Source organism: Acidiphilium acidophilum, assembly GCF_033842475.1.
Classification (GTDB): domain Bacteria; phylum Pseudomonadota; class Alphaproteobacteria; order Acetobacterales; family Acetobacteraceae; genus Acidiphilium; species Acidiphilium acidophilum.
In genome coordinates, this window is sequence record NZ_JAWXYB010000001.1 from 98,049 (window position 1) to 123,280 (window position 25,232).

The window sequence follows — 25,232 nt, forward strand, 5'->3', positions numbered from 1 at the left end:
TTACGCTGGCGTGTCTGGCGGAAGGCGGGCGGGCGCAGCCGCCAGGGCGGCGGCCTGCTCCGCCAGCCGATCGAGCACGGCATCAGCGAGCGGTTGAGAATCGGTCAAATTGCGGAAGATCGAGAGGTAACCCTTGAACGTTTGCTGCGGCACCGACTGGGCGTAAATCAATTCCGCAAGTTCGTTCGTCTGTTGCGAGATCGTCCGCTCATCGTCCGCCGAGATCGCGACCTGCGGACGCTGTACGACCTCTGGTAGGCGGTGCGCGAGGAACGCCATCACAAAATAACGACCATGCCGGAAGAACATGCGACGATAGTAAATCGCTTCAGATCGCTCACTGCCCGCCAGAATTCGATCAACCAGCCTATAGATGCGGACAAGGCGGCACGCACGGAGACCCGAAAGAGTTGGTGGAAAGACTTGGCCGTAGATTGTTCCGTCCTGCTCCCAGAGTCTGCCAATTTCCTTCTTTGCGGTGACCACAAAGTCTATCGCGTTATGAGTTGGGCGTGGCCGTGCCCGGCTGTGAGCGATCCGAAAAGACAGACACGCGAGAGCAACGGCAGCTTCTTCCAATGTGAAGGCATCATCGCGTCGCGCTCGCGCTTCCGCGGAAGGGCGGTAGTGATACTTGATACCGACGACGGCCAGCTCCTGCCGCAGGCGTTCCTGGTTCGGATCAAGAGCGGCGAAATAAACCCCTCGCACCTCGTTCTGGTGATTGCGTGCCCGCGTGATTTTGACCCCCAGATCGTCCACGGCGGTGCCGATTTGGATCACCGTAATCAGCAGCTTAGCGTCAGGCGAGATAGCGCCCGAGAGCGATGCAGTGGTGATCGAGCCCGCAGTCTGGGCACCGTTGACGATCGAAACCTTCTTAAGCCCAAAAACGCATCGCGCACTCGTTCCCGCCGCTGGCGTGATTTTCTCCGCTACGGCAGTGAGGCCATTGTTCAAATAGAAAAACTCGCCAGGCCTCCAGCGGACAGTGTCCTCAATCGCCGCATTCACGCCAATCGAGCCAAGGTAGAACCGGATGTTGCGCTCAAAGAGCGCCGTGCCATGCGTTCCGACCAGCCGTGCCAGTTCTTCACCCTTGATCTGTCCATAAATCGCTTTGCGCGGACTCGTAATCGACGCCCAATTCTCCAGCGTGATTTCAATATCGATGGTATTCGGCGCTTGCTCGGTCACGAGCCAATCATAGGTGCGCGATAGGCCCACGATCTCAAGACTCATGCGTTCAGCGAGTTTGTTGGATCCCGCAATCAACACCGTGAGATCATCACTCGCATGGCGATCCAGGGTCTCTCCCAGGAACGTCAGAACGAGGCAAATTTTCACCCCTGGCGTGTCTAGAGCTTCCTCAACCTCATCAAGACGATCGCGGATCGCCGAATTGAACCCATCGAACCGTCGCTCGATCAGCGCCTTCACACCATTCGTGAACTTGAGGGTCTCGCCCTGATCTGGCCCAGCGCCCTGCGGATTTGCAGGATCGCGCGGGCGCTTAAACTTCGACTGAACCACGATCAGTCGGTTTCCGACGCGGTCGTACATCAATGCATCGATGCCGCCGTCATTTCCGCCATCGACGAGCGACCCGACCCCGATCGCATCTTCGGCCGCGCACAATCCGCAGATGGCATACGCGGCAAAGGAACGTGAACATCGATCGATATCGTGTTGCGCTTCTGTCCAGTTCTGAGTGCGCTTCGGCACCAGCGGAAAAAATCTGCGCCGTAGCGCGTCTTCGATGTGGCTGAGTTTCTCGGCAGGTGTGGGCATCGGCTCAGACCAACGACCAGCGAATCGTGAATAGCGAGGTTATATCGGTCTTCTGCTCCAGCTTCGCTTCGATTTGCGCGATGAGCGCAGTGCGCTGCCTGTCAATTTCGTCCTGCGCCTCGAAAAGGTTTCGGCGTTTGGCGTTGCGAAGCGCCTCCAGCGATTTGATCTGCTTTTGGCCGGCAAGCTTTTCTTCCAGCGTCAACGCCGCGGTCGCGGCACGTCGCGCCTCCTTAATCTGACGATCAATTTCCTTTATCTCCCGTTCCAGGCCGACCTTCAGGTCATCCGCCCAGCCATCCAGCTTGTCCGCTTCTTCGCCAAAGAACCGCGCATTGCGTTCTGATACGACACGCTGAATTTGGCCGGCCTCAACGCCCAGCCGGGCGCTGAGGACGTCGGCCAATGGCGCAGGGGTTTCGACCGGGGCACCATCATCCGCCGGTAGCGTCAGGAGGCGCATCGCCTCATCACGGCTCAAGGACACGCCGTCATCCCCGACGCCGGCCAGAAGGATGTGGTCTTCTGGCGTGTCAAGCGCCTCGACGGTCAGTGCTGAGACGCTGAGCCATCCACTCCGGCCGCGAAGAGGCTCAAGGGCGCTGATCCGCCCCACATGGTTGGTGTAGTCGAAGGTGACTTGCACCGGGGTGAGCTGTCTTGCCTTTGCCCGCTCAACAACGGCTTCACCAAGGGGGTGGCTCAGCCGATAGAGATGCGCCTCGCCCGAGCGCCTGGGTAATTCATAGAGACCGAGCGGGATATCGCATGCGCTTGTCCATGACGGGCAAGACCGCAATTCGAACGTGGAGATATTCCGAAATTCCGCATCCGAACCCAGTTCATGCTGCGTCAGCCGCATCAGCAGATGCTCGAAGCGGTCAAGATAGACCTTCGCGTCGTCATCGCGGATCTTCAGCTTCTCGCGAACCTCGTCATCAAAATTCTCGAGCAGCTTTTGCCGAGTCTGGCTCATCGCCTCGTTAACCTCGAGGCTCAGTTCGAGTTGCAGCTGGTCGAATGCCGATTTGATCTCGTCCGTCTGGCGGCATTTCTGGTAGATGGTCCCGATACGCTTTTCGAAGTCGACACCCGACTCAATCGCGCCGAGAACCTCGTCGCTCGCGCCGAACACGCCTTCGAAGAGTTTGAATTTCTCTGAGAGCAGCTGATAAACGCGCTTATCCGCTTCGTTCTTGCGGTTGAGGAAGTTGACGACGACGACATCGTGCTTCTGGCCATAGCGGTGGCAGCGACCGATCCGTTGTTCGATGCGCTGGGGATTCCAGGGCAGGTCGTAATTCACGACCAGTGAACAAAATTGGAGATTAATGCCCTCGGCCCCGGCCTCGGTCGCGATCATGATGCGACCCTTGTCACGGAAGTAGTCCACCAGCGCTGATCGCATATCGGCGGTGCGAGAGCCGGAGACACGATCCGAGCCCTGATGTTGGGCGAACCAGGTGGCGTAGATTTCTTTCGAACGCTCGTCAGTGTTGGCGCCGTTGAACAGGACAATGCCCTCGGCGTAGGGGCTGTCGGCCAACACGCGCAGGAGATACGCCTGTGTACGGCGGGATTCCGTGAAAATGATCGCCTTCTTGGCGGCTCCGAGCTCTTCCGCCTTGGCAAAGGCGACACCGAGCGCTTTCAGCAGGGCCTTGCCCTTGCCGTTCTGATCAATCGAGGTGGCAAGCTTGGCAAACCCTGTCAGATCAGCGATCTCCGCCTCGATCGCTTTGCGGTCAGCGGCCGTTAGAGGTTCGAGCTTGTCATCGTCGGTCCATTCATCTTCCGTCTCATCGAGCGCCTCGTAGTCTTCAGCCAAATCCTCTTCGGCGGAGCCGAGTGCCGCGTCATCATCGAGCTTCGATTGCAAGCGGCGCGAAATCGATGTCAACGCGCCCGCGATCGCGAATGTGGAGGACGCCAGCAGCTTGCGCAGGACCAGCGTCATGAGCGACCGCTGGCTGGCAGGGAGCGCCTGCAGATTGTCCCGTCGGAGGTATTCCGACACGAGATCGTAAAGCTTGTCCTCACCGTCCTCGGGGGTAAATTCCTCGACGATGGGATACCGGCGCGTATACGGGACGTAGGTGGTGACCTGCCGCCGCAGAGTCCGATGGCAGATTGGCTTCAGGCGCTCCCGTAGAAGATTGAACACACGATCGGGCGCGGCGTTCGCAAATTGCTCGCGGAAGCTTTTGAGATCACCGAACGTATATTCGTCGATGAAGCTGACGAGGCCGAAAAGCTCCAAAAGCGAGTTTTGCAGAGGCGTCGCAGTCAGAAGCAGCTTCTGCTTCTGCGCGAGCGCCTGCTTGAGGGTGTTCGCGATGACATTCGACGGCTTGTAGACATTGCGAAGCCGGTGGGCCTCATCGATGACGACGAGATCCCACGGCGTGGCGTGAACGTCCGCCGCCTTGCTCCGCGCGAACTGGTAGGAACAGATCACCACCGTTCCGTCGAGGTCCAGCGGCCGGAAGTTACCGACCTTGATGGCCTGATTGTACGACTTCGATTCCAGGATCGCGCAGGGAAGGAAGAACTTCTCACTCAGTTCTTGGTGCCACTGCTTCCGCAGGTTGGACGGCGCGATAATCAGAATCCGGCGTTTTCGCTCCGCCCAACGCTGAGAGATGACAAGGCCGGCCTCGATCGTCTTTCCCAGCCCGACCTCATCGGCGAGCAGCGCTCCTTTGGACAGCGGGGAGGCAAAGGCGAACAGCGCGGCATCAACCTGATGTGGATTGAGATCGACCTGTGCGCCGGCAACCGCGCCGGCCATGCGCTCGGCGCTGTCCGGCGCATATCTCCGCGTGAGGTCAAAGGCGAAATACTTCGCCTGGCAGTCCGTCGTCATCATCCCGTCGGGAACACGTCCCTTCATGCGTGCCCCATCAATGTTATTATCCTTGGGATGAGATACCTTCACCTATCCTTACGCGCAACACCATCGTCATGTGCTGGAGTATCCCAACCCCGAAGATCGCGCTCAAAGATTCCTCGACTACGTTGAAGGTGCAGAGGACGAATTCCCGTGCGATATCAGGCGATGATAGGCCGGCGGAAACTTAGCCCTATTTAGCCAGGATCTCCCTAATTTCCATAAAGACCGCCTGTCCCGCACTTAGGTTTGAGGCAAACTGAGCACAATCGATCGTATTCGGGCACCCCGAAAATACCTGCCCAGAATATAGAGTTGACGTGGTTTTGAGCACAGGTAATTATCGGGCACCCATTTTGGGCAGAATTTCACCCGATGTCCCGTACCTTCATCTACGCCCGCGTATCGACCTTTGGTCAGACTGCCGCGAACCTGGTTGCCGAAACCAAGACGGCCGGGTTTGCCATCCAGCCCTCGCGTGTCGTGACCGACACGATCTCGGGTAGTGTAGCCGCGATGCAGCGACCAGCCTTCCGCCGCCTCGTCGATTGATTGGAAGCTGATGACGTTCTCGTCGTCACCAAGCTCGACCGTCTTGGTCGTAATGCGATGGATGTTCGCACCACGGTCGACGCCCTTGACGCGATCAGCGTGCGGGTTCACTGCCTCGCCTTGAGCGGTGTCGACCTGACCAGTTCGGCGGGGCGAATGACGATGCAGGTCATCGCGGCCGTCGCCGAATTCGAGCGTGACCTTATGGTTGAGCGCACCCAGGCCGGGTTGAGCCGGGCGCGTAGGACCGGCAAGAAACTTGGCCGACCTGCGAGCCTGAGTGAAGATCAGAAATGCCAGGTTGTCGCCCGGCTCGATGCCGGTAGTTCCGTGTCCGCGCTCGCCCGTGAGTATGAAACCAGCCGTCAAACCAATCATTCGTGCACGGTTTCGACAGGGCCACTCAATCAAGTGACGCGCGATGTCGTGTCCTAATCTCCGCTTCACAGTACGTCCATTCCTGACGTAGATGTGTGTTTTATAGGGCGGATGACCCAGTAACGCATTGCATCGTCGATCCCATGGAAAACCCGGCCGATCGCCGCGACAGGATTTTTCTGTCCGTCGTCCGGGTTGTTCGGCCAGAACTGACGAACGGGCCTTCTGATACGCATAAGCCGGGAGCACGGGTGTCGAAAAGCCTTGCGTTCATTATTTCCGTACATTCGGTCAAACCGACAGGAGTTTCCGCCAAGGGTGGAGGCCGTTTTTTGCTCCGATTTGGGATCCGATCCTGAGTGTACGGAAAACACATGTTTGCCGTCACGCCGGCGAAAGGACCGCCGAATGCCAAAGCCACCCAAAAGCCATGGAATACCAGCGGTTCGCAGCACCTCCGTACCACTTTTGTCCGCTTATGCGTATCAGAAGGCCAGTTCGTCAGTTCTGGCCATAGGAATCGCTGCCGCTCACGATCGCGAGGATCGAAAACAAAAGCACGTGGGGCAACTTGTAGAGTTTACCCTCCGCGCGGCGTGGGTCAGGCACATCAGCCAGGATGTCGAGCAACGGGGTGGGTGGTGTAACCTGACGTCTGGAAATTCATTTTGGGTTGGGAGTTGGTGCCCTTGCCGGGGCATGCCCCGGCAAGGGCTGTTCATTCTGGTATTCCATGCAGTTGTTCACACCAACATGGAGACCGATGAATGGACGCCAAAAAGGATACGATTATCGAGGCACTTTTGGAACATCTGATCGAAAACGGCGCAGGCGATATCGCCACGGTATTTGCCAGGACCTTCGAACTCGCCATGCAGATCGAGCGCGAACGCTTCCTCCACGCCAGTCACTACGAGCGCAACCCCGATCGTCAGGGTTACGCCAATGGCTACAAGCCCAAGCGGATCGATACCCCGGCCGGGTCGATCACCGTCGATGTCCCCAAAACCGCCGGTCACGTGGGCGAACCCTTCTACCCACAGTCCCTCGAACGCGGCCGACGCTCGGTCCGCGCCGTCATGGTCGCCGTCGCCGAAATGTACATCAAAGGCGTCTCCACCCGCGACGTCGAGGCCGTCATGCGCGAATTCGGCATCGAAAGCCTCTCCTCCGCTCAGGTCAGCCGCGCCAGCAAGCTGCTCGATGACGAACTCGCCGCCTGGCGCACCCGACCCCTCGCCGAGATCCGCTACCTCATCCTCGACGCCAGATATGAAAAAATGCGCGATAATGGCGTCGTCCGCGATGCCGCCGTGCTCTCGGCCATCGGCATCGGACCCGATGAACGCCGCCGTGTCCTCGGCGTCTCGGTCGCCCTTTCCGAGGCCGAAGTCCATTGGCGTGCCTTCCTCGAAAGCCTCCATCAGCGTGGCCTGCGAGGCGTCGAATTCATCGTCTCCGATGACCATGCCGGATTGCACGCCGCACGCCGCGCCGTCTTCGGCGCCGCACACTGGCAACGATGCCAGTTCCACCTCGCCCAAAACGCCATCCACCACGCCCCCAACCACGCCATCCGCAAACGCATCGGCGCAGAACTCCGGACCGTCTGGAACGCAAATTCCCTCGCCGCTGCCCAGATCGCTCTCACAACCCTCGTCAATGCCTATCGCGACACCGCACCAAAGCTCGCCGATTGGCTCGAACGAAATATCCCCGAAGGCCTCACCGTCTTCACACTGCCAGAACCCCACCAGCGCCGGCTTCGCACTTCCAACCCCATGGAACGCGGCATCCAGCAGGAACTCAAACGCCGCACCACCAAAATCAGGGTCTTCCCCAACGAAGCCTCCCTCGAACGCCTCGTCAGCGCCGTCCTCGTCGAAATCGATGAAAAATGGGCCGCCGACACCAAGGGCTACATCAAGTGGGACTACCAGGATGCCTGACCCCCGCTCGCCCTATTTTCCAGACATCAGGTTGCTCAATCACGGGGTGAACGTGGCCATGGCAACCTCCGAATCGGTTACCTCCCCACGAATCCCAGATCGATCGCTTCGGGAATCCGCAAAATGCCCGCCGTCTCACTTTCCGACGTCCTGTTGGATATCGGACTCAGAAAACCGTCAGTTCAGAGGATTGAACAGCCCTGAGTTGACGGTGATCTGGCCTTACGTGATCGTCTATCGAATTACGCCTGCGAGCGTCGAAATCCTACATATCTGGCACGGCGCGCAAGATCGTGGTAGGGATGCTTGACCATTACCCGCGAGCTTGTGACTATTTCGCCGTACGTCCCTGGCACCAGCGATTGCACCGTGACTACTCGCCGCTTCCCACAATTAGAGTTTCTGGGATTAACAGGGGAGCCTCTCTTACTTGAGTACCGAAGGTTCTGTTGAAAAAAGGAGCAAAAAAATGAAAAGAATAGCACAACTAATGCTTTCGATCGGGATAGTTTTTCTGTCAGCGAAGCAGGCTGAGGCAGCAAAATATTTTATTGTTATGCCGAATTCCTGTGGCTCCTGGGTAATCAATCAAGAAAAGGATAATGACTTAGCATATCAGCAAGAAGATTGGGTTTTAGGATATCTGGCTGGCATCGACGCTGGGTCGAAAGCCCAAGCGAACACTGATTACTATATATTATACGGGGATACGCCTATTCTAAAGGAGCACACAGTTAAAGATAAAAAAATAGTTGGTCTAAAAAGCGAAATATTTATCAATGAATTAATAAAAAATTGGATAGGCGCGCATGAGTTAATGGAAAATAAAGAAATAAATAAAACACTTCAAAAAGAGGAAAAACTTATTAAGGTAATGTCAGAAAAGAAAAGTGTAACAGAACACCAATCTAATTCTAGCGGAATTATATTATCTATAACACAATTCTGCGAATCAAATCCAACATTTACAATCAGAGAAGCGGCAGCTTATTACTATAAACACCATAATAAAGTTAAAGAACAATACTTTTCTCTAAATTTACATTAATCAAAGCCGAGGTTTTCCCGCAGAAGCCGATATTTCTCCTTCGTTTCTTCCCACTCTGACCTCTGCTGTCTCTCTTTTGGGGATAGCCGAGGCGGTGGAGTGGATCGTGCCCCTTTGCGTGGTGTAGGCCTGTGCGGCTGAACGGAACAGAAAAGCGGCGTAAGGCGGTGCAAAATACCCACTTGTGCGAAACTCCTAACTTCTGCGAAGTCCAGGCGGAATAAGGCATTTCAACGGCTTAGGCCTCGCAAAACTCCCGTGCGAAAACATCTACTTCTGCAGTAACTTTTGCGTGGGATAGGCGTGTAACAATATTCTAGAATAATCACTGTATGAAACATATAAATGCGCGAATCCCTGCTGTTCAGTAGTAATCTTCCTTATGCTACTTTTCTGTTGCACTCAGCTGCACAGGCGAATGCGGGAGATATTGTCTTGAACGCATCCAGTTTTGCCGCCTGGGCGTCCGTCAGCAAGCCGCGCGGCTTGACACACAATGCAGCGGCCACGATCGGCGAGACCAGATGTCCGGTCAATGGATCGATCAAATTGGGCGTTGCAGCCGTGGCGGCATCGACAGTGACAGGGCGACCGGCACGGTGCCAACCCGCCAGAAGCCGACCCAGATGAGATAGGCTGCCGGTGTAGCCAAGGTCTCTGATCTCCAGCAGCAAGACCCGCCCGGACGCTCATCCATCCCCTCATACTGATTCCGCAACTATCGGTTAAAGAGAATCGAACGGGCCGGGTTGGATTTTCGGAAGGAATCGGGATCGGTTGATCCAGGTTCTTTTCGTTCGAATTTTCTGGCAGCCCTTGTTCCTCGGTGCACGATTCCAAGGTTGCCCGGCAATCAATCCTGATTTCTGGAGGATCGGATGGCTGCCAAGAGGACACATATGTCGTTTGACGATGTTCAGCGCTTTCTGGAAGGTTTGCTGGGGGATGATCTGCATGCCAAGCGGATCCTGTCCTTGGCAGGAGCAACGCTGGGGGTCATCGAGACCGCATCGCTGGCGATTGGCGCGATTGGCCAGGGGCTGGCTTTGGCACGTGGGCGACTGACCAAGCATGCGATCAAGCAGGTCGATCGCATGCTCTCGAACCCCGGGATTGATCTGGACGTTGTGCTGCGGCGTTGGGTATCGTTCGTGATCGGTGCGCGTGAGCGTATCGTTGTCGCGATGGATTGGACCGAATTCGACGCTGATGGTCAAGCGACGCTGATGCTCTCGCTGCTGAGTTCGCACGGCCGTGCGACGCCGCTGATCTGGCATTCGGTCGATAAGGCCAATCTGAAGAACCGGCGCAATGAAGAGGAATACCGCCTGTTGGTCGCGCTGGCGGAAATCGTGCCGGCCGAGACACGCGTCTGCATCGTCGCCGATCGTGGGTTCGGCGATCATAAGCTCTACCGGGTGCTGACGGAGGAGTTGAAGTTCGACTACGTGATCCGCTTCCGCGGCAATATCCTGGTCACCGCGGCGAGCGGCGAGGCGAGACCAGCCGCCGAGTGGGTGATGGCCGCCGGGCGCGCCAGAACACTCCGCGCAGCCGCGGTCACCGCGGAACGGTTCACCGTCGGCACGGTGGTTTGCGTGCAGGACAAAGGTATGAAGGAACCGTTGTTGGCGGCGGTGAGAATCCGCGCATAAACGGCGCGGGGCGCTTGGAGCGGCAATAATTGCCTTGTGCGGCACCCGGTAGTCGGGTTGCGCTTCCTGCACTGGTTTCGATGGCTCCCGAGGGATTTCGTGGTTGTGTGGACGGCGCGGTGGGTGAGGTGACGCGCTGTCAGGTGCTGGGGTAGGTTTGCCGCTATTGAGGGGCAAGCACGGCGCCGATCTCGACTTGGCGGTTCTGCTCGACGCCGTGCCCCGCACGGTGCCGGAGCACGCATGCAAGGCCAGTATTTCCGCAATCATAATCAGCGTCTACAGGGGAATTGTGACTGTGACGGTGCGGCCCCGATATCGGCCCGGATGTTTTTATGTGCAGCCTGCCGCGTGCAGGTGGTGGTGTGTCGGTCTTGTGATCGCGGCCAGATTTATTGTGCGGGAGAATGCGCCCTCCTGGCGCGTTGTTTGGCGCAACGCGCCGCCGCTCAACGTTACCAAACCAGCCGACGTGGGCGATTTACTCATGCAGCCCGGGCACGCCGATATCGGGCTCGATGCAAAAACGTGACGCATCAGGGTTCACTGCCAGCTCGATCTGGTGATCTGCTGGCGTCGAACTCGCCAGCGAGTGCGAGCGGCGCAACGCCTCAGGCAGTCTGCGTCCAGCGATCCGTTGCGCACTGCCACTGGTGCGGGCAGCGATGCTCTGGGCTGGTCCGCCAAGGTTTCCTGCGCCGCCGCGGTCCCGTGCGAGATGTGATGCCATCCCGCGGGAGATCTGGACATGGTGATACCGGCTGACATCGAGGCACAGATCCTCCGCTACTATCATGCCGAGAGATGGACCATCGGCACGATCGCCCAACAATTGCATATTCATCATAGCGTGGTGCGCCGAGTTCTGGGGCAAGCTGGTCTTCCCAGGATTGGTTCACCGGCCCGCGCGTCGCGGATCGATCCCTATCTGCCGTTCATTCACCAGACCCTGGAGACGTTTCCCAGCCTGACCGCGAGCAGGCTTTATGCGATGGTCTGCGAGCGCGGTTATCGCGGCAGTCCTGACCATTTCCGCCACATCATCGCCTGCCACCGACCCCGGGCAAAAGTCGAGGCCTATTTGCGCCTGCGGACGCTGCCCGGCGAACAAGCGCAGGTGGATTGGGGCCATTTTGGCCACCTCGAGATCGGGCGCGCGCGGCGACCGCTGATGGCCTTCGTCATGGTGCTGAGTTATTCGCGCCAGATATTCCTGCGTTTCTATCCGGACGCGCGGATGGAGAACTTTCTGCGCGGCCACGTTGGGGCCTTTTCTGCCTGGGGCGGGGTTCCTCGTGTTTTGCTCTACGACAACCTTAAAAGTGCGGTTCTGGAACGGCGCGGTGATGCCATCCGCTTCCATCCCACCTTGCTGGGTTTTGCCGGGCATTACCGCTATGAGCCGCGCCCCGTGGCGATCGCCCGCGGCAACGAGAAGGGGCGGGTCGAGCGGGCGATCCGCTACGTCCGCGATAGTTTTTTCGCCGCGCGCCGCTTCACCGATCTTGCCGATCTCAATACCCAGGCCGATGCTTGGTGCAACGGCCCGGCTGCCGACCGCCGCTGCCCCGAGGAATCACTGCGCAGCGTCCGCGAGGATTGAGCAACCTGATGTCTGGAAAATAGGGCGAGCGGGGGTCAGGCATCCTGGTAGTCCCACTTGATGTAGCCCTTGGTGTCGGCGGCCCATTTTTCATCGATTTCGACGAGGACGGCGCTGACGAGGCGTTCGAGGGAGGCTTCGTTGGGGAAGACCCTGATTTTGGTGGTGCGGCGTTTGAGTTCCTGCTGGATGCCGCGTTCCATGGGGTTGGAAGTGCGAAGCCGGCGCTGGTGGGGTTCTGGCAGTGTGAAGACGGTGAGGCCTTCGGGGATATTTCGTTCGAGCCAATCGGCGAGCTTTGGTGCGGTGTCGCGATAGGCATTGACGAGGGTTGTGAGAGCGATCTGGGCAGCGGCGAGGGAATTTGCGTTCCAGACGGTCCGGAGTTCTGCGCCGATGCGTTTGCGGATGGCGTGGTTGGGGGCGTGGTGGATGGCGTTTTGGGCGAGGTGGAACTGGCATCGTTGCCAGTGTGCGGCGCCGAAGACGGCGCGGCGTGCGGCGTGCAATCCGGCATGGTCATCGGAGACGATGAATTCGACGCCTCGCAGGCCACGCTGATGGAGGCTTTCGAGGAAGGCACGCCAATGGACTTCGGCCTCGGAAAGGGCGACCGAGACGCCGAGGACACGGCGGCGTTCATCGGGTCCGATGCCGATGGCCGAGAGCACGGCGGCATCGCGGACGACGCCATTATCGCGCATTTTTTCATATCTGGCGTCGAGGATGAGGTAGCGGATCTCGGCGAGGGGTCGGGTGCGCCAGGCGGCGAGTTCGTCATCGAGCAGCTTGCTGGCGCGGCTGACCTGAGCGGAGGAGAGGCTTTCGATGCCGAATTCGCGCATGACGGCCTCGACGTCGCGGGTGGAGACGCCTTTGATGTACATTTCGGCGACGGCGACCATGACGGCGCGGACCGAGCGTCGGCCGCGTTCGAGGGACTGTGGGTAGAAGGGTTCGCCCACGTGACCGGCGGTTTTGGGGACATCGACGGTGATCGACCCGGCCGGGGTATCGATCCGCTTGGGCTTGTAGCCATTGGCGTAACCCTGACGATCGGGGTTGCGCTCGTAGTGACTGGCGTGGAGGAAGCGTTCGCGCTCGATCTGCATGGCGAGTTCGAAGGTCCTGGCAAATACCGTGGCGATATCGCCTGCGCCGTTTTCGATCAGATGTTCCAAAAGTGCCTCGATAATCGTATCCTTTTTGGCGTCCATTCATCGGTCTCCATGTTGGTGTGAACAACTGCATGGAATACCAGAATGAACAGCCCTTGCCGGGGCATGCCCCGGCAAGGGCACCAACTCCCAACCCAAAATGAATTTCCAGACGTCAGGTTACACCACCTCCGCGAGGTCTTCGCCGAGGAAGCCAAGCGGTTGCTCGCGTTACCCGACAACCCGGCACCTCTGCTCGAGCAGGTGGCGGTCAGGGTCGGCAAGATGCCCTATGTCCGCTTCGACCTGAACGATTACTCGGTTCCCCACGATCATGTCCGGCGCGGGTTGACCATCCTCGCCGATCCGCAAGAGGTACGAATCGTCGATGGTAGCGCAGTGATTGCCCTCCATCCGCGCTGTTACGACAAGGGTGCGCAGATCGAGGAGCCGGCCCATGTTCAGGCTCTGGTCGATCAGAAACGCTCGGCCCGCAAGCATCGCGCGACCGATCGTCTGGTGCGGGCGGCACCTGCCAGTCAGACCTTGCTGATGCGCGCCGCCGAGCGCGGCGAAAATCTCGGCGCCATCACCGCCACCTTGCTGCGGTTGCTCGATCGCTATGGGGCGGGTGAACTGCAAGCCAGTATTTGCGAAGCGCTGACTCGCAACGTTCCTCATCCCAATGCCGTCCGCCTCGCTCTCGATCGGCGGCGCGAGGAACGGGGCGCTGCGCCGCCGGTCGCTGCCGGACTGCCCGCCCATGTTCAGGCCCGCGATCGACCGGTCAAACCGCATGCCCTCGAAACATACGACCAGATCAAGGATTGTTCCGATGACAACAACTGAACCTGAAGCCCTGCGGGCCCGCGCCGAGGCACTGCACCTGCATGGCCTGATCGCACATTGGCCCGAGGTTGCAACCCAAACCTGGTTACCCCCGCTGCTTGCCTGGGAGGAACAAGAGCGATCCTGCCGCAGCCTGGAGCGCCGGCTGAAGACCGCCCACATCGGCCGCTTCAAGCCGCTTTGCGACTTCGACTGGTCCTGGCCAAAGCGATGCGATCGCGCCGCCATCGATGCCCTCATGGCGCTCGACTTCCTCGCCGACGCCTCCAACATCGTCTTCGTCGGCCCAAATGGCATCGGCAAGTCGACGTTGGCCCAGAATATTGCACACCAAACGTTGATCGCGGGGCATACCGTGCTGTTCACCAGCGCCGGCCAGATGCTCGGCGACCTCGCCGCACTCGATAGTGATTCCGCTCTGCGCCGTCGGCTCCGCCACTACGCCCGCCCTCAACTCTTGGTCATCGATGAGGTCGGTTACCTGGCCTACTCCAACCGTCATGCCGATCTCATGTTCGAGCTGATCTCACGGCGGTATCAGAACAAGAGTACCATCGTCACCACCAATCGACCGTTCGCTGAGTGGCGCGAGGTCTTCCCCAACGCGGCCTGCGTCGTGTCCCTGGTTGATCGCCTGATCCATAACGCCGAAATCATCGCGCTCGACGGCGAGTCCTACCGCCTCAAGGAAGCGCGCGAACGGGCGGATCAGCGCGCCGGCCAGCGCCGCGCCCGCAATGCAAAATCATGACAAAATCCCGAAAGGGCCGTGCAAAGAATCCGGCGCACTTGCAACCAATTATCCTCGAAATCCCGATCCACTGGACGCCAGATCAGGCCCTTGCGATCTTCGAGCTACTCGACGATCTGAGAGAAAAAATCTGGGTCCGTTATAATTGCCAGATTCAGCGCATGATGCGCGAGCAACACCAAGCTGATCATTTCGAGGATATCGCCCCAATCGGCGGACCACCTCAGGTCTTCTGATCAACCGCCTCCGCGCCTTGGTGTGACGACCCCCCAGGCCGATTGCACACCGCCTCCGCGCTTCTCTTCAGCAACCATCCTGTGGTTCGACTAAAGCGGCCATCCTGTCGTCCCGACCTGCATACCAAAACACCGTCGCGCGCAGTGGCGGTCAAGGATGGCCGGAGGCCACCGCGCTCTTGCGCGGCGCGCAGCGTCCTTGACGGCCGCGAGCACGGCGGAACCATCAAAGCAGAAGGGCAGCACATCACCACCGCTCCATCAGGATCAGGCCGCCTTCGAAATCAGCCGATATATCTTCCCGCGCCGTTTATGCGCGGATTCTCACCGCCGCCAACAACCGTGGTGCCTGGCCGCCAGCACCACCGATGATACCGCGCGCCAACTGATCAATCTCTACGCGAAACGCTGGACCATCGAACCGGGTTTCCGCGACACCAAAAATTTGCGCTTCGGCATGGGGATGGGCGCCATCCACGTCAGCACCCCAGAGCGGCGCGATCGCCTGTGGCTGCTCAATGCCTTCGCCGTCGCCCTGCTCACTCCGCTCGGCGCTACCGGAGAAGCGCTCGGCTATGACAGGCACCTCAAATCCAATACCTCAAAGCGGCGGACCCACTCGCTCTTCCGGCAAGGATGCATGCTCTACGAACTCATCCCTAATATGCCAGAGCATCGCCTCCGCCCATTGATCGAAAACTTCGCCCAAAACCTCGCTCAACAGTCAGTTTTCAACGCAACATTCGGTACGATATAGGAATGAGGGGAGTCCTGAGGCCCGGACGTGCAACCCTCGGCCCAGCGTCGAGCAAGATGGTCGTGAAAACCACTTGGTGTGTTTGATTTCGGCGCCATCACGTTGCGCTCTGGCAGCGCATCGAGTTGCACCCATTTCGTAACGGTGCGCCGACTGAACTTCGTCTGACGGACAATTGCGGTGATGCGATGGCCGGAAAGTTGCAAAGCTTTGACCTGGTTGAACTTGTCCGTATTGACGGCCCGGCGGGCTATTGAAACCAGCTGCCGATGTTCCACCAACGCTGGCTGCCGCCCGTGACCAATCCATCCGGCGAGGATCACGGGCTCGGCCTTGGTAAGCGACGGCGAGGGTTGCCTGTTGGGCCGAGGCGCGCGGCTTAATTGCTGCTCGATCGTCTTCTGGAAGTTCTGCAGCAATTGGAAGCGATCGGCCACCTGCTTGGCCTGCGGCGCGCCCTGGCGAGCGCCTTCCGCGTAGAGACCGGCGCGATCTCGGCTGACGATCTCAATACCGGGATGCTGCGCCAGCCAATGGCCGGTGGCCTCTGCCGAACGGTCAGGCAGCACGTCAACCACCTCGCGCCGTTCAAGGTCGACCATGATCGTCCCGTAGCGGAACCCCCTCTGCCAAGCCCAGTCATCTACCCCGACCACCCGCACCGTTTCTGCCTCGGCGGGCGCGCCAGCATGGCGCTTGAGATGACGCAAAATCGTGTCATCACTCTGTGGCAGCCCCAGGCTAGCCATCAGGCGCTCCGCCGGACGACCGCCGGCGGCATGGCCGAAGAGCCTGGTCAAATTGGCCACCCGGCGGGTCCTTCGAGCAAACGGTAGGCCAATTTTGGGAAGCCGATCGCTGAACGTCTTGCGCGCGCACACTTGGTTCTGACATCGCCATCGTGAAAGGCACACGCGTAGCGTGACCGGCGTTCCCTGAGCCAGCAGGTCCTGCAGAAGGCGAACCTGCCAACCGTGACGCCGGCTAGAGCGCATATCACATCCGGGACAACGAGCGCTCCCCCGTCTCACGGCCGAGACCGTCCAGCGCCCGTCGCGGCACTCCGACCCCAAGAGCTCGAGGCCAGATCCAAGCGCCCATTTTGCATTTTTGATCATGCCACATCAGCCCAGTCTCCGTTCCAGCCGTCAAGCAGCACCACGATCACACAAATTGAGGCAGAGCCGAAATGGTCAACCGATTGCCCTGGGGATCCACCACTTCGCCCTTGAATTTCAGACCCTTAGGCGTACCTGTAAGCGGACATCAAAGCGGACTTTTAGGCGGCCCTAGAGGCGACTTTTATTCACCTAATGAATTGGTATATAATGATCTATGGCTAGCAGAGAAGCGGACTTAAAAGAGGACATTACAGCGGCACAAGACCGGGGCGAAAGCATCGGTCTGATGGAGTCGCTGCTGATTGGCGAAGGCTCACGCCACCGGGCCGCGCTGACCGATCTGGCACTGGATCTGGCGCAGAAGAGCGCCGGCTTCCGGCGCTCATTACCCGAAAGCCTGCTGGCGTCGCTCGCCGATCTCGTGCGTTCGATGAACTGCTACTACAGCAACCTGATCGAAGGGCACGACACGCACCCGATCGATATCGAGCGCGCTCTCAAGGGGGATTACAGCAGCGACACCACAAAGCGTGACCTCCAGCTGGAGGCGAAAGCCCACATCACCGTCCAGCAATGGATCGACGGCGGCGGCGTGAGAGGTCGGGCCACCACCGCCGACGCCATCCGAGAAATCCACGAACGCTTCTGCGTCCTGCTGCCCGACGATCTCCTGTGGGTCGAGCACCCGACGACCAAAGAGCGAATCAAGGTGATCCCCGGCGGACTGCGTCCCCTTGATGTTTCCGTCGGCAGACACGTCCCGGTCAGCCCCGGTGCACTGCCGCGTTTCATGCAACGCTTCGAGGATGTCTACAGCAAACTCGGCAGGTCCGAGACAATCCTCGCAACGGCGGCGGCGCATCACCGCCTCGCCTGGATTCACCCGTTCCTCGACGGCAACGGTCGCGTTGCCCGGCTCATGTCGCATGCGATGCTGCTCGAAGCTCTCGAAACAGGCGCCGTCTGGTCCGTCGCGCGCGGTCTCGCCCGTAACGTCGACGCCTACAAAGGTCACCTCGCCGCCTGTGATCTGCCCCGGCGCAACGATCTCGATGGAAGGGGCAATCTGAGTGAAGAGAATCTCGCTGAATTCACACGCTTCTTACTGACAACATGCCTCGATCAGGTCATCTTCATGGAACGCCTGATGCAACCCGATCAACTGCGCGCCCGAATCCTGCTGTGGGCCGAGGAGGAAATCCGACTCAACAGATTACCGCCGAAGTCCGGAGCCATTCTTGAAGCCGTTCTCTACCGTGGCGAACTGCCGCGCGGCGAAGCAGCCGCGATTGTCGGCACCGGCGACCGTCAGGCGCGACGCGTAGTCTCCGCCTTGACCGATCACGGTGTGCTCGTGTCAGAAAGCACGCGCGCGCATCTGCGCCTCGCCTTCCCCGCGACCCTCGCCTCGCGCTGGATGCCGGGGCTGTTCCCCGAGAGGACCGGCTGACATGCATCCTATTTGCTGGCTCCACATCTCAGACATTCATATGCGCGTCAGCAAGATCTGGTCACAGGATGTTGTGCTGAATGCGATGTGTGAGGACATTGCCAAGCAGCAGCGGGCCGGAGCGGCGTTCGATTTTATCCTGGTGACCGGTGATCTGGCCTTCTCAGGAAATGCCGAGGAGTACAAACTTGTAGCGAGCTTCTTTGACGCTGTGAGTGCCGCGTCAGGAGTGCCAGCGGACTTCATATTCTGTATACCCGGTAACCACGACATAGACCGCGAACGCCAGAAGATGTGCTTCGCTGGCGCCAGGCAATTTGCGCAAAGCCAGAATCAGATCGATGATCTCCTGTCTTCCCGCGAGGATATGGGGACGCTGCTAGCACGAGAGGAAAATTATCGGACCTTTCAGAACACCTATCTCAAGAATCAGCCCAGGGACTGGACGGATGATGGGCTCGGTTACGTCGCAGTCGTAACCATCGAGAATGTTCGTGTGGCAATCGTTGGCCTCGATTCCGCGTGGCTCGCTGAAGGCGGAATAGCCGACCATGGCAAGCTGCTGATCGGCGAGCACCAAGTCATCAACGCTTTGGAGCTGGCAAACAAAAACGACGCGCACATCATTGTCGGCATGGCGCATCATCCTTTTCAATTGCTCCAGGACTTCGATCGGCGCCCGGTACAAAATCGTATTGAGGAACAGTGCCATTTCTTTCAGTGCGGGCACTTGCATGAGCCGGAGATACGGGCGACTGGGCTCAACGCGTCAGGCTGCCTCACCCTCTCGGCAGGTGCGACGTATGAGACGCGCCAGTCTCAGAATACTTATTCGATTGTCACTGTTGATCTGATGCTTGGGACGCGCACCGTCAAAACAGTTCAATACCGGCCTGCCAAAGGCGATTTCACGTTTGCCGGAACCGGGAAATATCCGATTGAAATCGACCCGGCTGGAACGAGCAATGTGGGCGAACTCGCCGCCGCGATAACGGCGTTTCAGGGTTCACTTTCGCCATTGTCGCACTATCTCGCTGCGTTGCTGCTCGATCAAAAGGCAGACCTGCCAATCCCGGCTCAAAAGGGTTACGTTTTCGGATCATTGGACGTGCTTCGCGATGAGCCCGAAAGCGAACTGAAACGAACGACGATGGGCTTCATCCCATTCAAGAACGTCTTACGCGTTTTTTATGGCCGCACTCCAATTGCCGAAATTTTCACTCGGTACGGAGATGCCGTTGCTCAATATGGCACCGCGCTCCTGAAGGCATGCGCCGCGAATGCCGATCTCAAGAGCCGATTAGCTAGCGCTGAAAAAGATGCTTTAGCCATGGCGACGACCGCACCGGCGTCGTCGTTCATTCACACGGTCTCATTGTTGGATGAGGTCGCCGCGGAACAGGACTGGATCCAATTAAGGGACCTTTCGGAACGGCACAAGGGCTCGTCCATACCGGAGTTGGCGCATAGGGCCACACGATATTTCGCACTGTCTTTGAGCCATTCCACCGAGGCCAAAGACAACGAACATGCTATTTCCCTTTATCGGTCGATGACCTCCGAGGCACACGCGGAAGCTGAGGACGCAGCTATGCTCACGACGCTGTTCTGTGGCGCGAAAAGGTACGACGAAGCAAAGAGCACCGTTCTGGACGGTATCGCGAAGTATCCGGATAAAGCTGCGGCATTTGTCGAAATCGGGCAACGAGTCGTCGAAGCGACGGGAGACAAAAAATTTCGTAATCAGATTGATGAAGCGGTGAAAGCGAGGCGGTGGTGACCGAGGGCAATAAATCATTCAAAGTAGGAATCGACTTTGAGAGCGTGTTACGCGCGATCTCAAAGCAGATTTATGAAACACCCCTCGCCTTCATCCGAGAGAACGTTCAGAACGCCGTCGACGCGATCAGGATTCAGGCGCTCCGAGACGGAGTTGATCCTGGCGATGAAGGATACAAAATTGAGATCACCGTTGTCGACGGAATGGTTACGGTTCGTGATAATGGGATCGGCATGTCGGAAGATGACCTCCAAAGCTTCTTCTGGACGATTGGTGCCAGCGGCAAGCGGACTCAGGAAGCACAGGCAGCCGGTTGCGTTGGCATGTTTGGCATTGGCGGTTTTGCCAATTTTGGCGTTTGCGACATCCTTGAGGTGATATCCCAGACAGCGGGCGCCGCAGATGGTACTCTTACGCGTCTGTCTGAAGCCGACATTCAAAAAGCCGGCGCCGCTATTCCTTCCGTGACGGTCGAGCAATCGGACGTGGCGGCGCCGCGAGGCACGGTCGTTGTCGGTCATATGCGCAAGCCGCCGAATGTCGATGAACTGAAGCGATACCTCCTGGACTTTGTACGGTTTGTTCCCACGAAAATCTATTTTGGCGGACAGAGAATTCCTCAGGGCAAATTCGCCGATTTGGAGAATCGCGAGAATCTGACGGAAATACGCCAAGGAACCCAGCAATGGCAGAGCGGCGACATGGTGATCACCGGACGCCTGTACGCGGATAGAGGCCATGCCATCATTGCCGCGATAGATGGGCTAACCATTGGTGACGAGTCAATCAGTCTAGTGGGCTTTATACGATTTGAAAATGGTCCGATCGATGTCTTCAAGCGCGGTTTCAAACTTTGCGCGACACAAATCGGCACTACGATTGGTGTATCGGGCCGCCTCGATTGCGACCGATTTATTCCTACCGCCGGACGTGACTCACTTGACGCCCCGACGACAAGCTTGCTGGGCAGAATTGTTCATGCGTTAGAGAAGATAGCAATTGAAGCCGTTCTTGAATCCCCTGAGCGCATTGGACAGCACACGCGGATCTTTCGGTATGTGCTGCAGCATGGCCTTGTGAACCAGCTCGGAAAGGTCAAGGTCACTTTGGCGGATGGTTCGGAAAGCACGTTGGCAGAGATCCGCAGGCGGGCCGAGCAAGGCGGAGTCGGCGTGTTCTTCGGGCTGGCTCAAAAGCAGGCCCTAAACCAGATCATGCAGGCGCGGGGACATATTGTCGTGCTCCTGTCCTCCGATCGCCAGCGGCAGGATGCCGAACGGCGTTACCTCGAACAGTTCTGTAACGCTAAGCCGTTCGATGGAATGATAGACTGCACCGAACGTTATGCAGAACTTAGCCGGTTTGAACGAGTGTTTCTGAGCGAGTTGGAGCTGAATATATCTAAATCCTACGAGGTACAGAATTTCCGTCTTATTGCGGGCAAGCTGACAGAGGATATACCGGTATTCGTTAAGGAGCACGGGAGCGCTCAGCCAATCGAAATCTTCGTAGATGTTCGACATCCGGAAATCGTCAAGCTGCAGGACCTCGGATATAGCGCACTCCTTTACTCTTTGATTGGGACGTTTTGTCGCGAATATCTTGGGCCGTCCCTCAAGAAATGGAGTCCACGTTTTTTCGGAGATGGCGCTCTAAACCTTGAACTGCTGGCTAAACGACGGTCGGAGCTTTGGATTCTGCTCAAAGACGATATCGGAATCGTGCGAAAAGGTGGCCAAAAACAGGTTGTGACGCGTTCGGACGTGCAAGTTGTTACTGTGGGCGGCGGACAACATCATCAGCCTGAGCCTCAACCAGGAAAACCACTCCCGCGGATCATTCATGTTATCGATGAGCAGGGAAGCACGGGGCTAGGCGGCTACTACCTGCGTTTGCCAGACCCCGCTTACAATGCCTATGGTGATCTCTTGCCAGAATGCGAAAGTCGAGGCGTCGTCTGGGCCGGTAACAAGATTATGTACGTTGCCTCAGATACCGTGAGCGCTGCGTTTCAATATGAAATCCGCGTCGATGAAGTTGTCGCCGCCGACGTGAACGGCTCTATCCGAGCGGAAGGTGCAATTCAGCTCGATCGCCCGCTTCAAGAAATGTATGGCGGAATGTATTTCCCTATCCCCGGTTCCCTTGAACGGTTTCTCGTGCCACAGGGCAACTCTGAACTCCGGCTGGAGCTGCATTGCGATTGGATAGATATGCGCACCGCCAAGCATTGGCAGGCAAGAGAAGCCGCCACCTGTTGAACAAAAAGCGCGCTCGGCCCTGGATCATCGAGCAGGACCGACGGCGCCAGCCTCTGGAAAGGCGAACCCAATGCTCGCAAGGTGGTGTAACCTGACGTCTGGAAATTCATTTTGGGTTGGGAGTTGGTGCCCTTGCCGGGGCATGCCCCGGCAAGGGCTGTTCATTCTGGTATTCCATGCAGTTGTTCACACCAACATGGAGACCGATGAATGGACGCCAAAAAGGATACGATTATCGAGGCACTTTTGGAACATCTGATCGAAAACGGCGCAGGCGATATCGCCACGGTATTTGCCAGGACCTTCGAACTCGCCATGCAGATCGAGCGCGAACGCTTCCTCCACGCCAGTCACTACGAGCGCAACCCCGATCGTCAGGGTTACGCCAATGGCTACAAGCCCAAGCGGATCGATACCCCGGCCGGGTCGATCACCGTCGATGTCCCCAAAACCGCCGGTCACGTGGGCGAACCCTTCTACCCACAGTCCCTCGAACGCGGCCGACGCTCGGTCCGCGCCGTCATGGTCGCCGTCGCCGAAATGTACATCAAAGGCGTCTCCACCCGCGACGTCGAGGCCGTCATGCGCGAATTCGGCATCGAAAGCCTCTCCTCCGCTCAGGTCAGCCGCGCCAGCAAGCTGCTCGATGACGAACTCGCCGCCTGGCGCACCCGACCCCTCGCCGAGATCCGCTACCTCATCCTCGACGCCAGATATGAAAAAATGCGCGATAATGGCGTCGTCCGCGATGCCGCCGTGCTCTCGGCCATCGGCATCGGACCCGATGAACGCCGCCGTGTCCTCGGCGTCTCGGTCGCCCTTTCCGAGGCCGAAGTCCATTGGCGTGCCTTCCTCGAAAGCCTCCATCAGCGTGGCCTGCGAGGCGTCGAATTCATCGTCTCCGATGACCATGCCGGATTGCACGCCGCACGCCGCGCCGTCTTCGGCGCCGCACACTGGCAACGATGCCAGTTCCACCTCGCCCAAAACGCCATCCACCACGCCCCCAACCACGCCATCCGCAAACGCATCGGCGCAGAACTCCGGACCGTCTGGAACGCAAATTCCCTCGCCGCTGCCCAGATCGCTCTCACAACCCTCGTCAATGCCTATCGCGACACCGCACCAAAGCTCGCCGATTGGCTCGAACGAAATATCCCCGAAGGCCTCACCGTCTTCACACTGCCAGAACCCCACCAGCGCCGGCTTCGCACTTCCAACCCCATGGAACGCGGCATCCAGCAGGAACTCAAACGCCGCACCACCAAAATCAGGGTCTTCCCCAACGAAGCCTCCCTCGAACGCCTCGTCAGCGCCGTCCTCGTCGAAATCGATGAAAAATGGGCCGCCGACACCAAGGGCTACATCAAGTGGGACTACCAGGATGCCTGACCCCCGCTCGCCCTATTTTCCAGACATCAGGTTGCTCAATCGCTCGCAACCCTAACCCATATTTAGCAGTACCTCGAATAAACCTTATAGTATCAACATCTTACACTCGTAAAAAAGTCCGAGTGGCACTACAACCGCATCCAAAGGGTGTCAGACGGTGAGTTTCTGGATCCCTCCTGGCGCGGCATTGAGTTCCAGCGCATCATAAATCCGGCGCAAGGCTGGTTCGGCGACCGTGGCCTTGCGGACATGCAGGGTGCGACCGTCGCGCTGCTGGAAGGTTGCGGTGATGCGTTGCTGCACCGAGAGGATTTCGCGCAATCGGGTCCATGACAAGGGATCCCCTGCCGCTTCCAGTTTGCGCCGGATTGCCTGGATTGAGCAACCTGATGTCTGGAAAATAGGGCGAGCGGGGGTCAGGCATCCTGGTAGTCCCACTTGATGTAGCCCTTGGTGTCGGCGGCCCATTTTTCATCGATTTCGACGAGGACGGCGCTGACGAGGCGTTCGAGGGAGGCTTCGTTGGGGAAGACCCTGATTTTGGTGGTGCGGCGTTTGAGTTCCTGCTGGATGCCGCGTTCCATGGGGTTGGAAGTGCGAAGCCGGCGCTGGTGGGGTTCTGGCAGTGTGAAGACGGTGAGGCCTTCGGGGATATTTCGTTCGAGCCAATCGGCGAGCTTTGGTGCGGTGTCGCGATAGGCATTGACGAGGGTTGTGAGAGCGATCTGGGCAGCGGCGAGGGAATTTGCGTTCCAGACGGTCCGGAGTTCTGCGCCGATGCGTTTGCGGATGGCGTGGTTGGGGGCGTGGTGGATGGCGTTTTGGGCGAGGTGGAACTGGCATCGTTGCCAGTGTGCGGCGCCGAAGACGGCGCGGCGTGCGGCGTGCAATCCGGCATGGTCATCGGAGACGATGAATTCGACGCCTCGCAGGCCACGCTGATGGAGGCTTTCGAGGAAGGCACGCCAATGGACTTCGGCCTCGGAAAGGGCGACCGAGACGCCGAGGACACGGCGGCGTTCATCGGGTCCGATGCCGATGGCCGAGAGCACGGCGGCATCGCGGACGACGCCATTATCGCGCATTTTTTCATATCTGGCGTCGAGGATGAGGTAGCGGATCTCGGCGAGGGGTCGGGTGCGCCAGGCGGCGAGTTCGTCATCGAGCAGCTTGCTGGCGCGGCTGACCTGAGCGGAGGAGAGGCTTTCGATGCCGAATTCGCGCATGACGGCCTCGACGTCGCGGGTGGAGACGCCTTTGATGTACATTTCGGCGACGGCGACCATGACGGCGCGGACCGAGCGTCGGCCGCGTTCGAGGGACTGTGGGTAGAAGGGTTCGCCCACGTGACCGGCGGTTTTGGGGACATCGACGGTGATCGACCCGGCCGGGGTATCGATCCGCTTGGGCTTGTAGCCATTGGCGTAACCCTGACGATCGGGGTTGCGCTCGTAGTGACTGGCGTGGAGGAAGCGTTCGCGCTCGATCTGCATGGCGAGTTCGAAGGTCCTGGCAAATACCGTGGCGATATCGCCTGCGCCGTTTTCGATCAGATGTTCCAAAAGTGCCTCGATAATCGTATCCTTTTTGGCGTCCATTCATCGGTCTCCAT

The 25,232-nt window shown here is 58.6% G+C and carries 21 protein-coding genes and 1 pseudogene; 15 read left to right on the forward strand and 7 right to left on the reverse strand.

The window, feature by feature from the left end; all coding sequences use genetic code 11:
* Both SIL87_RS00535 and SIL87_RS00540 read right to left on the reverse strand, forming a co-directional pair.
* Entirely contained in the window at positions 1–1,791 is a 1,791-nt protein-coding gene (locus SIL87_RS00535; RefSeq protein ID WP_319612386.1) for an AIPR family protein, read from the reverse strand.
* 4 nt (positions 1,792–1,795) lie between these two features.
* Positions 1,796–4,684, reverse strand: a complete 2,889-nt coding sequence (locus SIL87_RS00540) for an SNF2-related protein (RefSeq protein WP_319612387.1) — start codon at positions 4,682–4,684, stop codon at positions 1,796–1,798.
* A gap of 372 nt (positions 4,685–5,056) precedes the next feature.
* On the opposite strand from SIL87_RS00540, the gene SIL87_RS00545 reads away from it, so the two are divergent.
* Complete coding sequence (locus SIL87_RS00545; RefSeq protein ID WP_319612388.1) at positions 5,057–5,233, forward strand: recombinase family protein; 177 nt, start codon at positions 5,057–5,059, stop codon at positions 5,231–5,233.
* Between the two features lie 57 nt (positions 5,234–5,290).
* Positions 5,291–5,668, forward strand: coding sequence for a recombinase family protein (locus SIL87_RS00550; protein WP_319612433.1), 378 nt, complete (start codon positions 5,291–5,293; stop codon positions 5,666–5,668).
* A gap of 444 nt (positions 5,669–6,112) precedes the next feature.
* Here SIL87_RS00550 and SIL87_RS00555 read toward each other — a convergent pair whose 3' ends face one another.
* Positions 6,113–6,241, reverse strand: coding sequence for a transposase family protein (locus SIL87_RS00555; RefSeq protein ID WP_319612389.1), 129 nt, complete (start codon positions 6,239–6,241; stop codon positions 6,113–6,115).
* A 137-nt stretch (positions 6,242–6,378) separates the two neighbouring features.
* Here SIL87_RS00555 and SIL87_RS00560 point away from each other — a divergent pair, with 137 nt between their 5' ends.
* The 5 genes from SIL87_RS00560 to istA all read left to right on the forward strand — a co-directional run bounded on the left by SIL87_RS00560 (position 6,379) and on the right by istA (position 11,866).
* Positions 6,379–7,560 (forward strand): IS256 family transposase, encoded by a 1,182-nt coding sequence (locus SIL87_RS00560; RefSeq protein WP_319612316.1) that lies wholly within the window; start codon positions 6,379–6,381, stop codon positions 7,558–7,560.
* 430 nt (positions 7,561–7,990) lie between these two features.
* Positions 7,991–8,608: a hypothetical protein gene (locus tag SIL87_RS00565; protein ID WP_319612390.1), complete on the forward strand. Its 618-nt coding sequence runs from the start codon at positions 7,991–7,993 to the stop codon at positions 8,606–8,608.
* A gap of 899 nt (positions 8,609–9,507) precedes the next feature.
* Positions 9,508–10,263 (forward strand): hypothetical protein, encoded by a 756-nt coding sequence (locus tag SIL87_RS00570; protein ID WP_319612391.1) that lies wholly within the window; start codon positions 9,508–9,510, stop codon positions 10,261–10,263.
* Between the two features lie 196 nt (positions 10,264–10,459).
* Positions 10,460–10,795 carry a hypothetical protein gene (locus SIL87_RS00575; protein ID WP_319612377.1) on the forward strand — a complete coding sequence of 112 codons (336 nt, stop codon included), beginning with the start codon at positions 10,460–10,462 and terminating at the stop codon, positions 10,793–10,795.
* A gap of 216 nt (positions 10,796–11,011) precedes the next feature.
* The gene (gene istA / locus SIL87_RS00580) at positions 11,012–11,866 is read left to right on the forward strand and encodes an IS21 family transposase (protein WP_319612392.1); all 855 of its coding nucleotides are present in this window, start codon (positions 11,012–11,014) and stop codon (positions 11,864–11,866) included.
* A gap of 35 nt (positions 11,867–11,901) precedes the next feature.
* On the opposite strand, the gene SIL87_RS00585 is transcribed toward istA, so the two are convergent.
* Positions 11,902–13,083: an IS256 family transposase gene (locus SIL87_RS00585; protein WP_319612316.1), complete on the reverse strand. Its 1,182-nt coding sequence runs from the start codon at positions 13,081–13,083 to the stop codon at positions 11,902–11,904.
* 162 nt (positions 13,084–13,245) lie between these two features.
* Here SIL87_RS00585 and SIL87_RS00590 point away from each other — a divergent pair, with 162 nt between their 5' ends.
* From SIL87_RS00590 to SIL87_RS00605, 4 genes are all read left to right on the forward strand, one after another.
* Entirely contained in the window at positions 13,246–13,872 is a 627-nt protein-coding gene (locus tag SIL87_RS00590) for a Mu transposase domain-containing protein (RefSeq protein WP_319612393.1), read from the forward strand.
* Positions 13,859–14,623, forward strand: a complete 765-nt coding sequence (gene istB / locus SIL87_RS00595) for an IS21-like element helper ATPase IstB (RefSeq protein ID WP_319612379.1) — start codon at positions 13,859–13,861, stop codon at positions 14,621–14,623. Before SIL87_RS00590 ends, istB begins: the two co-directional genes overlap by 14 nt.
* Positions 14,620–14,859 carry a hypothetical protein gene (locus SIL87_RS00600; protein WP_319612381.1) on the forward strand — a complete coding sequence of 80 codons (240 nt, stop codon included), beginning with the start codon at positions 14,620–14,622 and terminating at the stop codon, positions 14,857–14,859. The genes istB and SIL87_RS00600 overlap by 4 nt, the downstream gene beginning before the upstream one ends.
* A 199-nt stretch (positions 14,860–15,058) precedes the next feature.
* On the forward strand, positions 15,059–15,616 hold the full coding sequence (locus SIL87_RS00605) for a transposase (protein WP_405055194.1): 558 nt from the start codon (positions 15,059–15,061) through the stop codon (positions 15,614–15,616).
* Here the strand turns inward: SIL87_RS00605 and SIL87_RS00610 are convergent.
* On the reverse strand, positions 15,577–16,734 hold the full coding sequence (locus tag SIL87_RS00610) for an ISL3 family transposase (RefSeq protein ID WP_319612394.1): 1,158 nt from the start codon (positions 16,732–16,734) through the stop codon (positions 15,577–15,579). The genes SIL87_RS00605 and SIL87_RS00610 overlap by 40 nt on opposite strands.
* 289 nt (positions 16,735–17,023) lie before the next feature.
* Between SIL87_RS00610 and SIL87_RS00615 the strand changes: the two genes are divergently transcribed.
* The 4 genes from SIL87_RS00615 to SIL87_RS00630 all read left to right on the forward strand — a co-directional run bounded on the left by SIL87_RS00615 (position 17,024) and on the right by SIL87_RS00630 (position 23,620).
* Positions 17,024–18,187 (forward strand): Fic family protein, encoded by a 1,164-nt coding sequence (locus SIL87_RS00615; RefSeq protein WP_287994906.1) that lies wholly within the window; start codon positions 17,024–17,026, stop codon positions 18,185–18,187.
* A gap of 1 nt (position 18,188) precedes the next feature.
* Positions 18,189–19,967, forward strand: a complete 1,779-nt coding sequence (locus SIL87_RS00620) for a metallophosphoesterase family protein (RefSeq protein ID WP_287994904.1) — start codon at positions 18,189–18,191, stop codon at positions 19,965–19,967.
* Complete coding sequence (locus tag SIL87_RS00625; protein WP_287994902.1) at positions 19,964–22,228, forward strand: ATP-binding protein; 2,265 nt, start codon at positions 19,964–19,966, stop codon at positions 22,226–22,228. The genes SIL87_RS00620 and SIL87_RS00625 overlap by 4 nt, the downstream gene beginning before the upstream one ends.
* Positions 22,229–22,438: 210 nt before the next feature.
* Positions 22,439–23,620 carry an IS256 family transposase gene (locus tag SIL87_RS00630; RefSeq protein ID WP_319612316.1) on the forward strand — a complete coding sequence of 394 codons (1,182 nt, stop codon included), beginning with the start codon at positions 22,439–22,441 and terminating at the stop codon, positions 23,618–23,620.
* 150 nt (positions 23,621–23,770) lie between these two features.
* Here SIL87_RS00630 and SIL87_RS00635 read toward each other — a convergent pair.
* Together SIL87_RS00635 and SIL87_RS00640 are read right to left on the reverse strand one after the other, a co-directional pair.
* A pseudogene (locus SIL87_RS00635) lies at positions 23,771–23,998 on the reverse strand (IS1634 family transposase); the annotation flags it as partial.
* Between the two features lie 38 nt (positions 23,999–24,036).
* Complete coding sequence (locus SIL87_RS00640; RefSeq protein ID WP_319612316.1) at positions 24,037–25,218, reverse strand: IS256 family transposase; 1,182 nt, start codon at positions 25,216–25,218, stop codon at positions 24,037–24,039.
* Positions 25,219–25,232 lie beyond the last annotated feature (14 nt).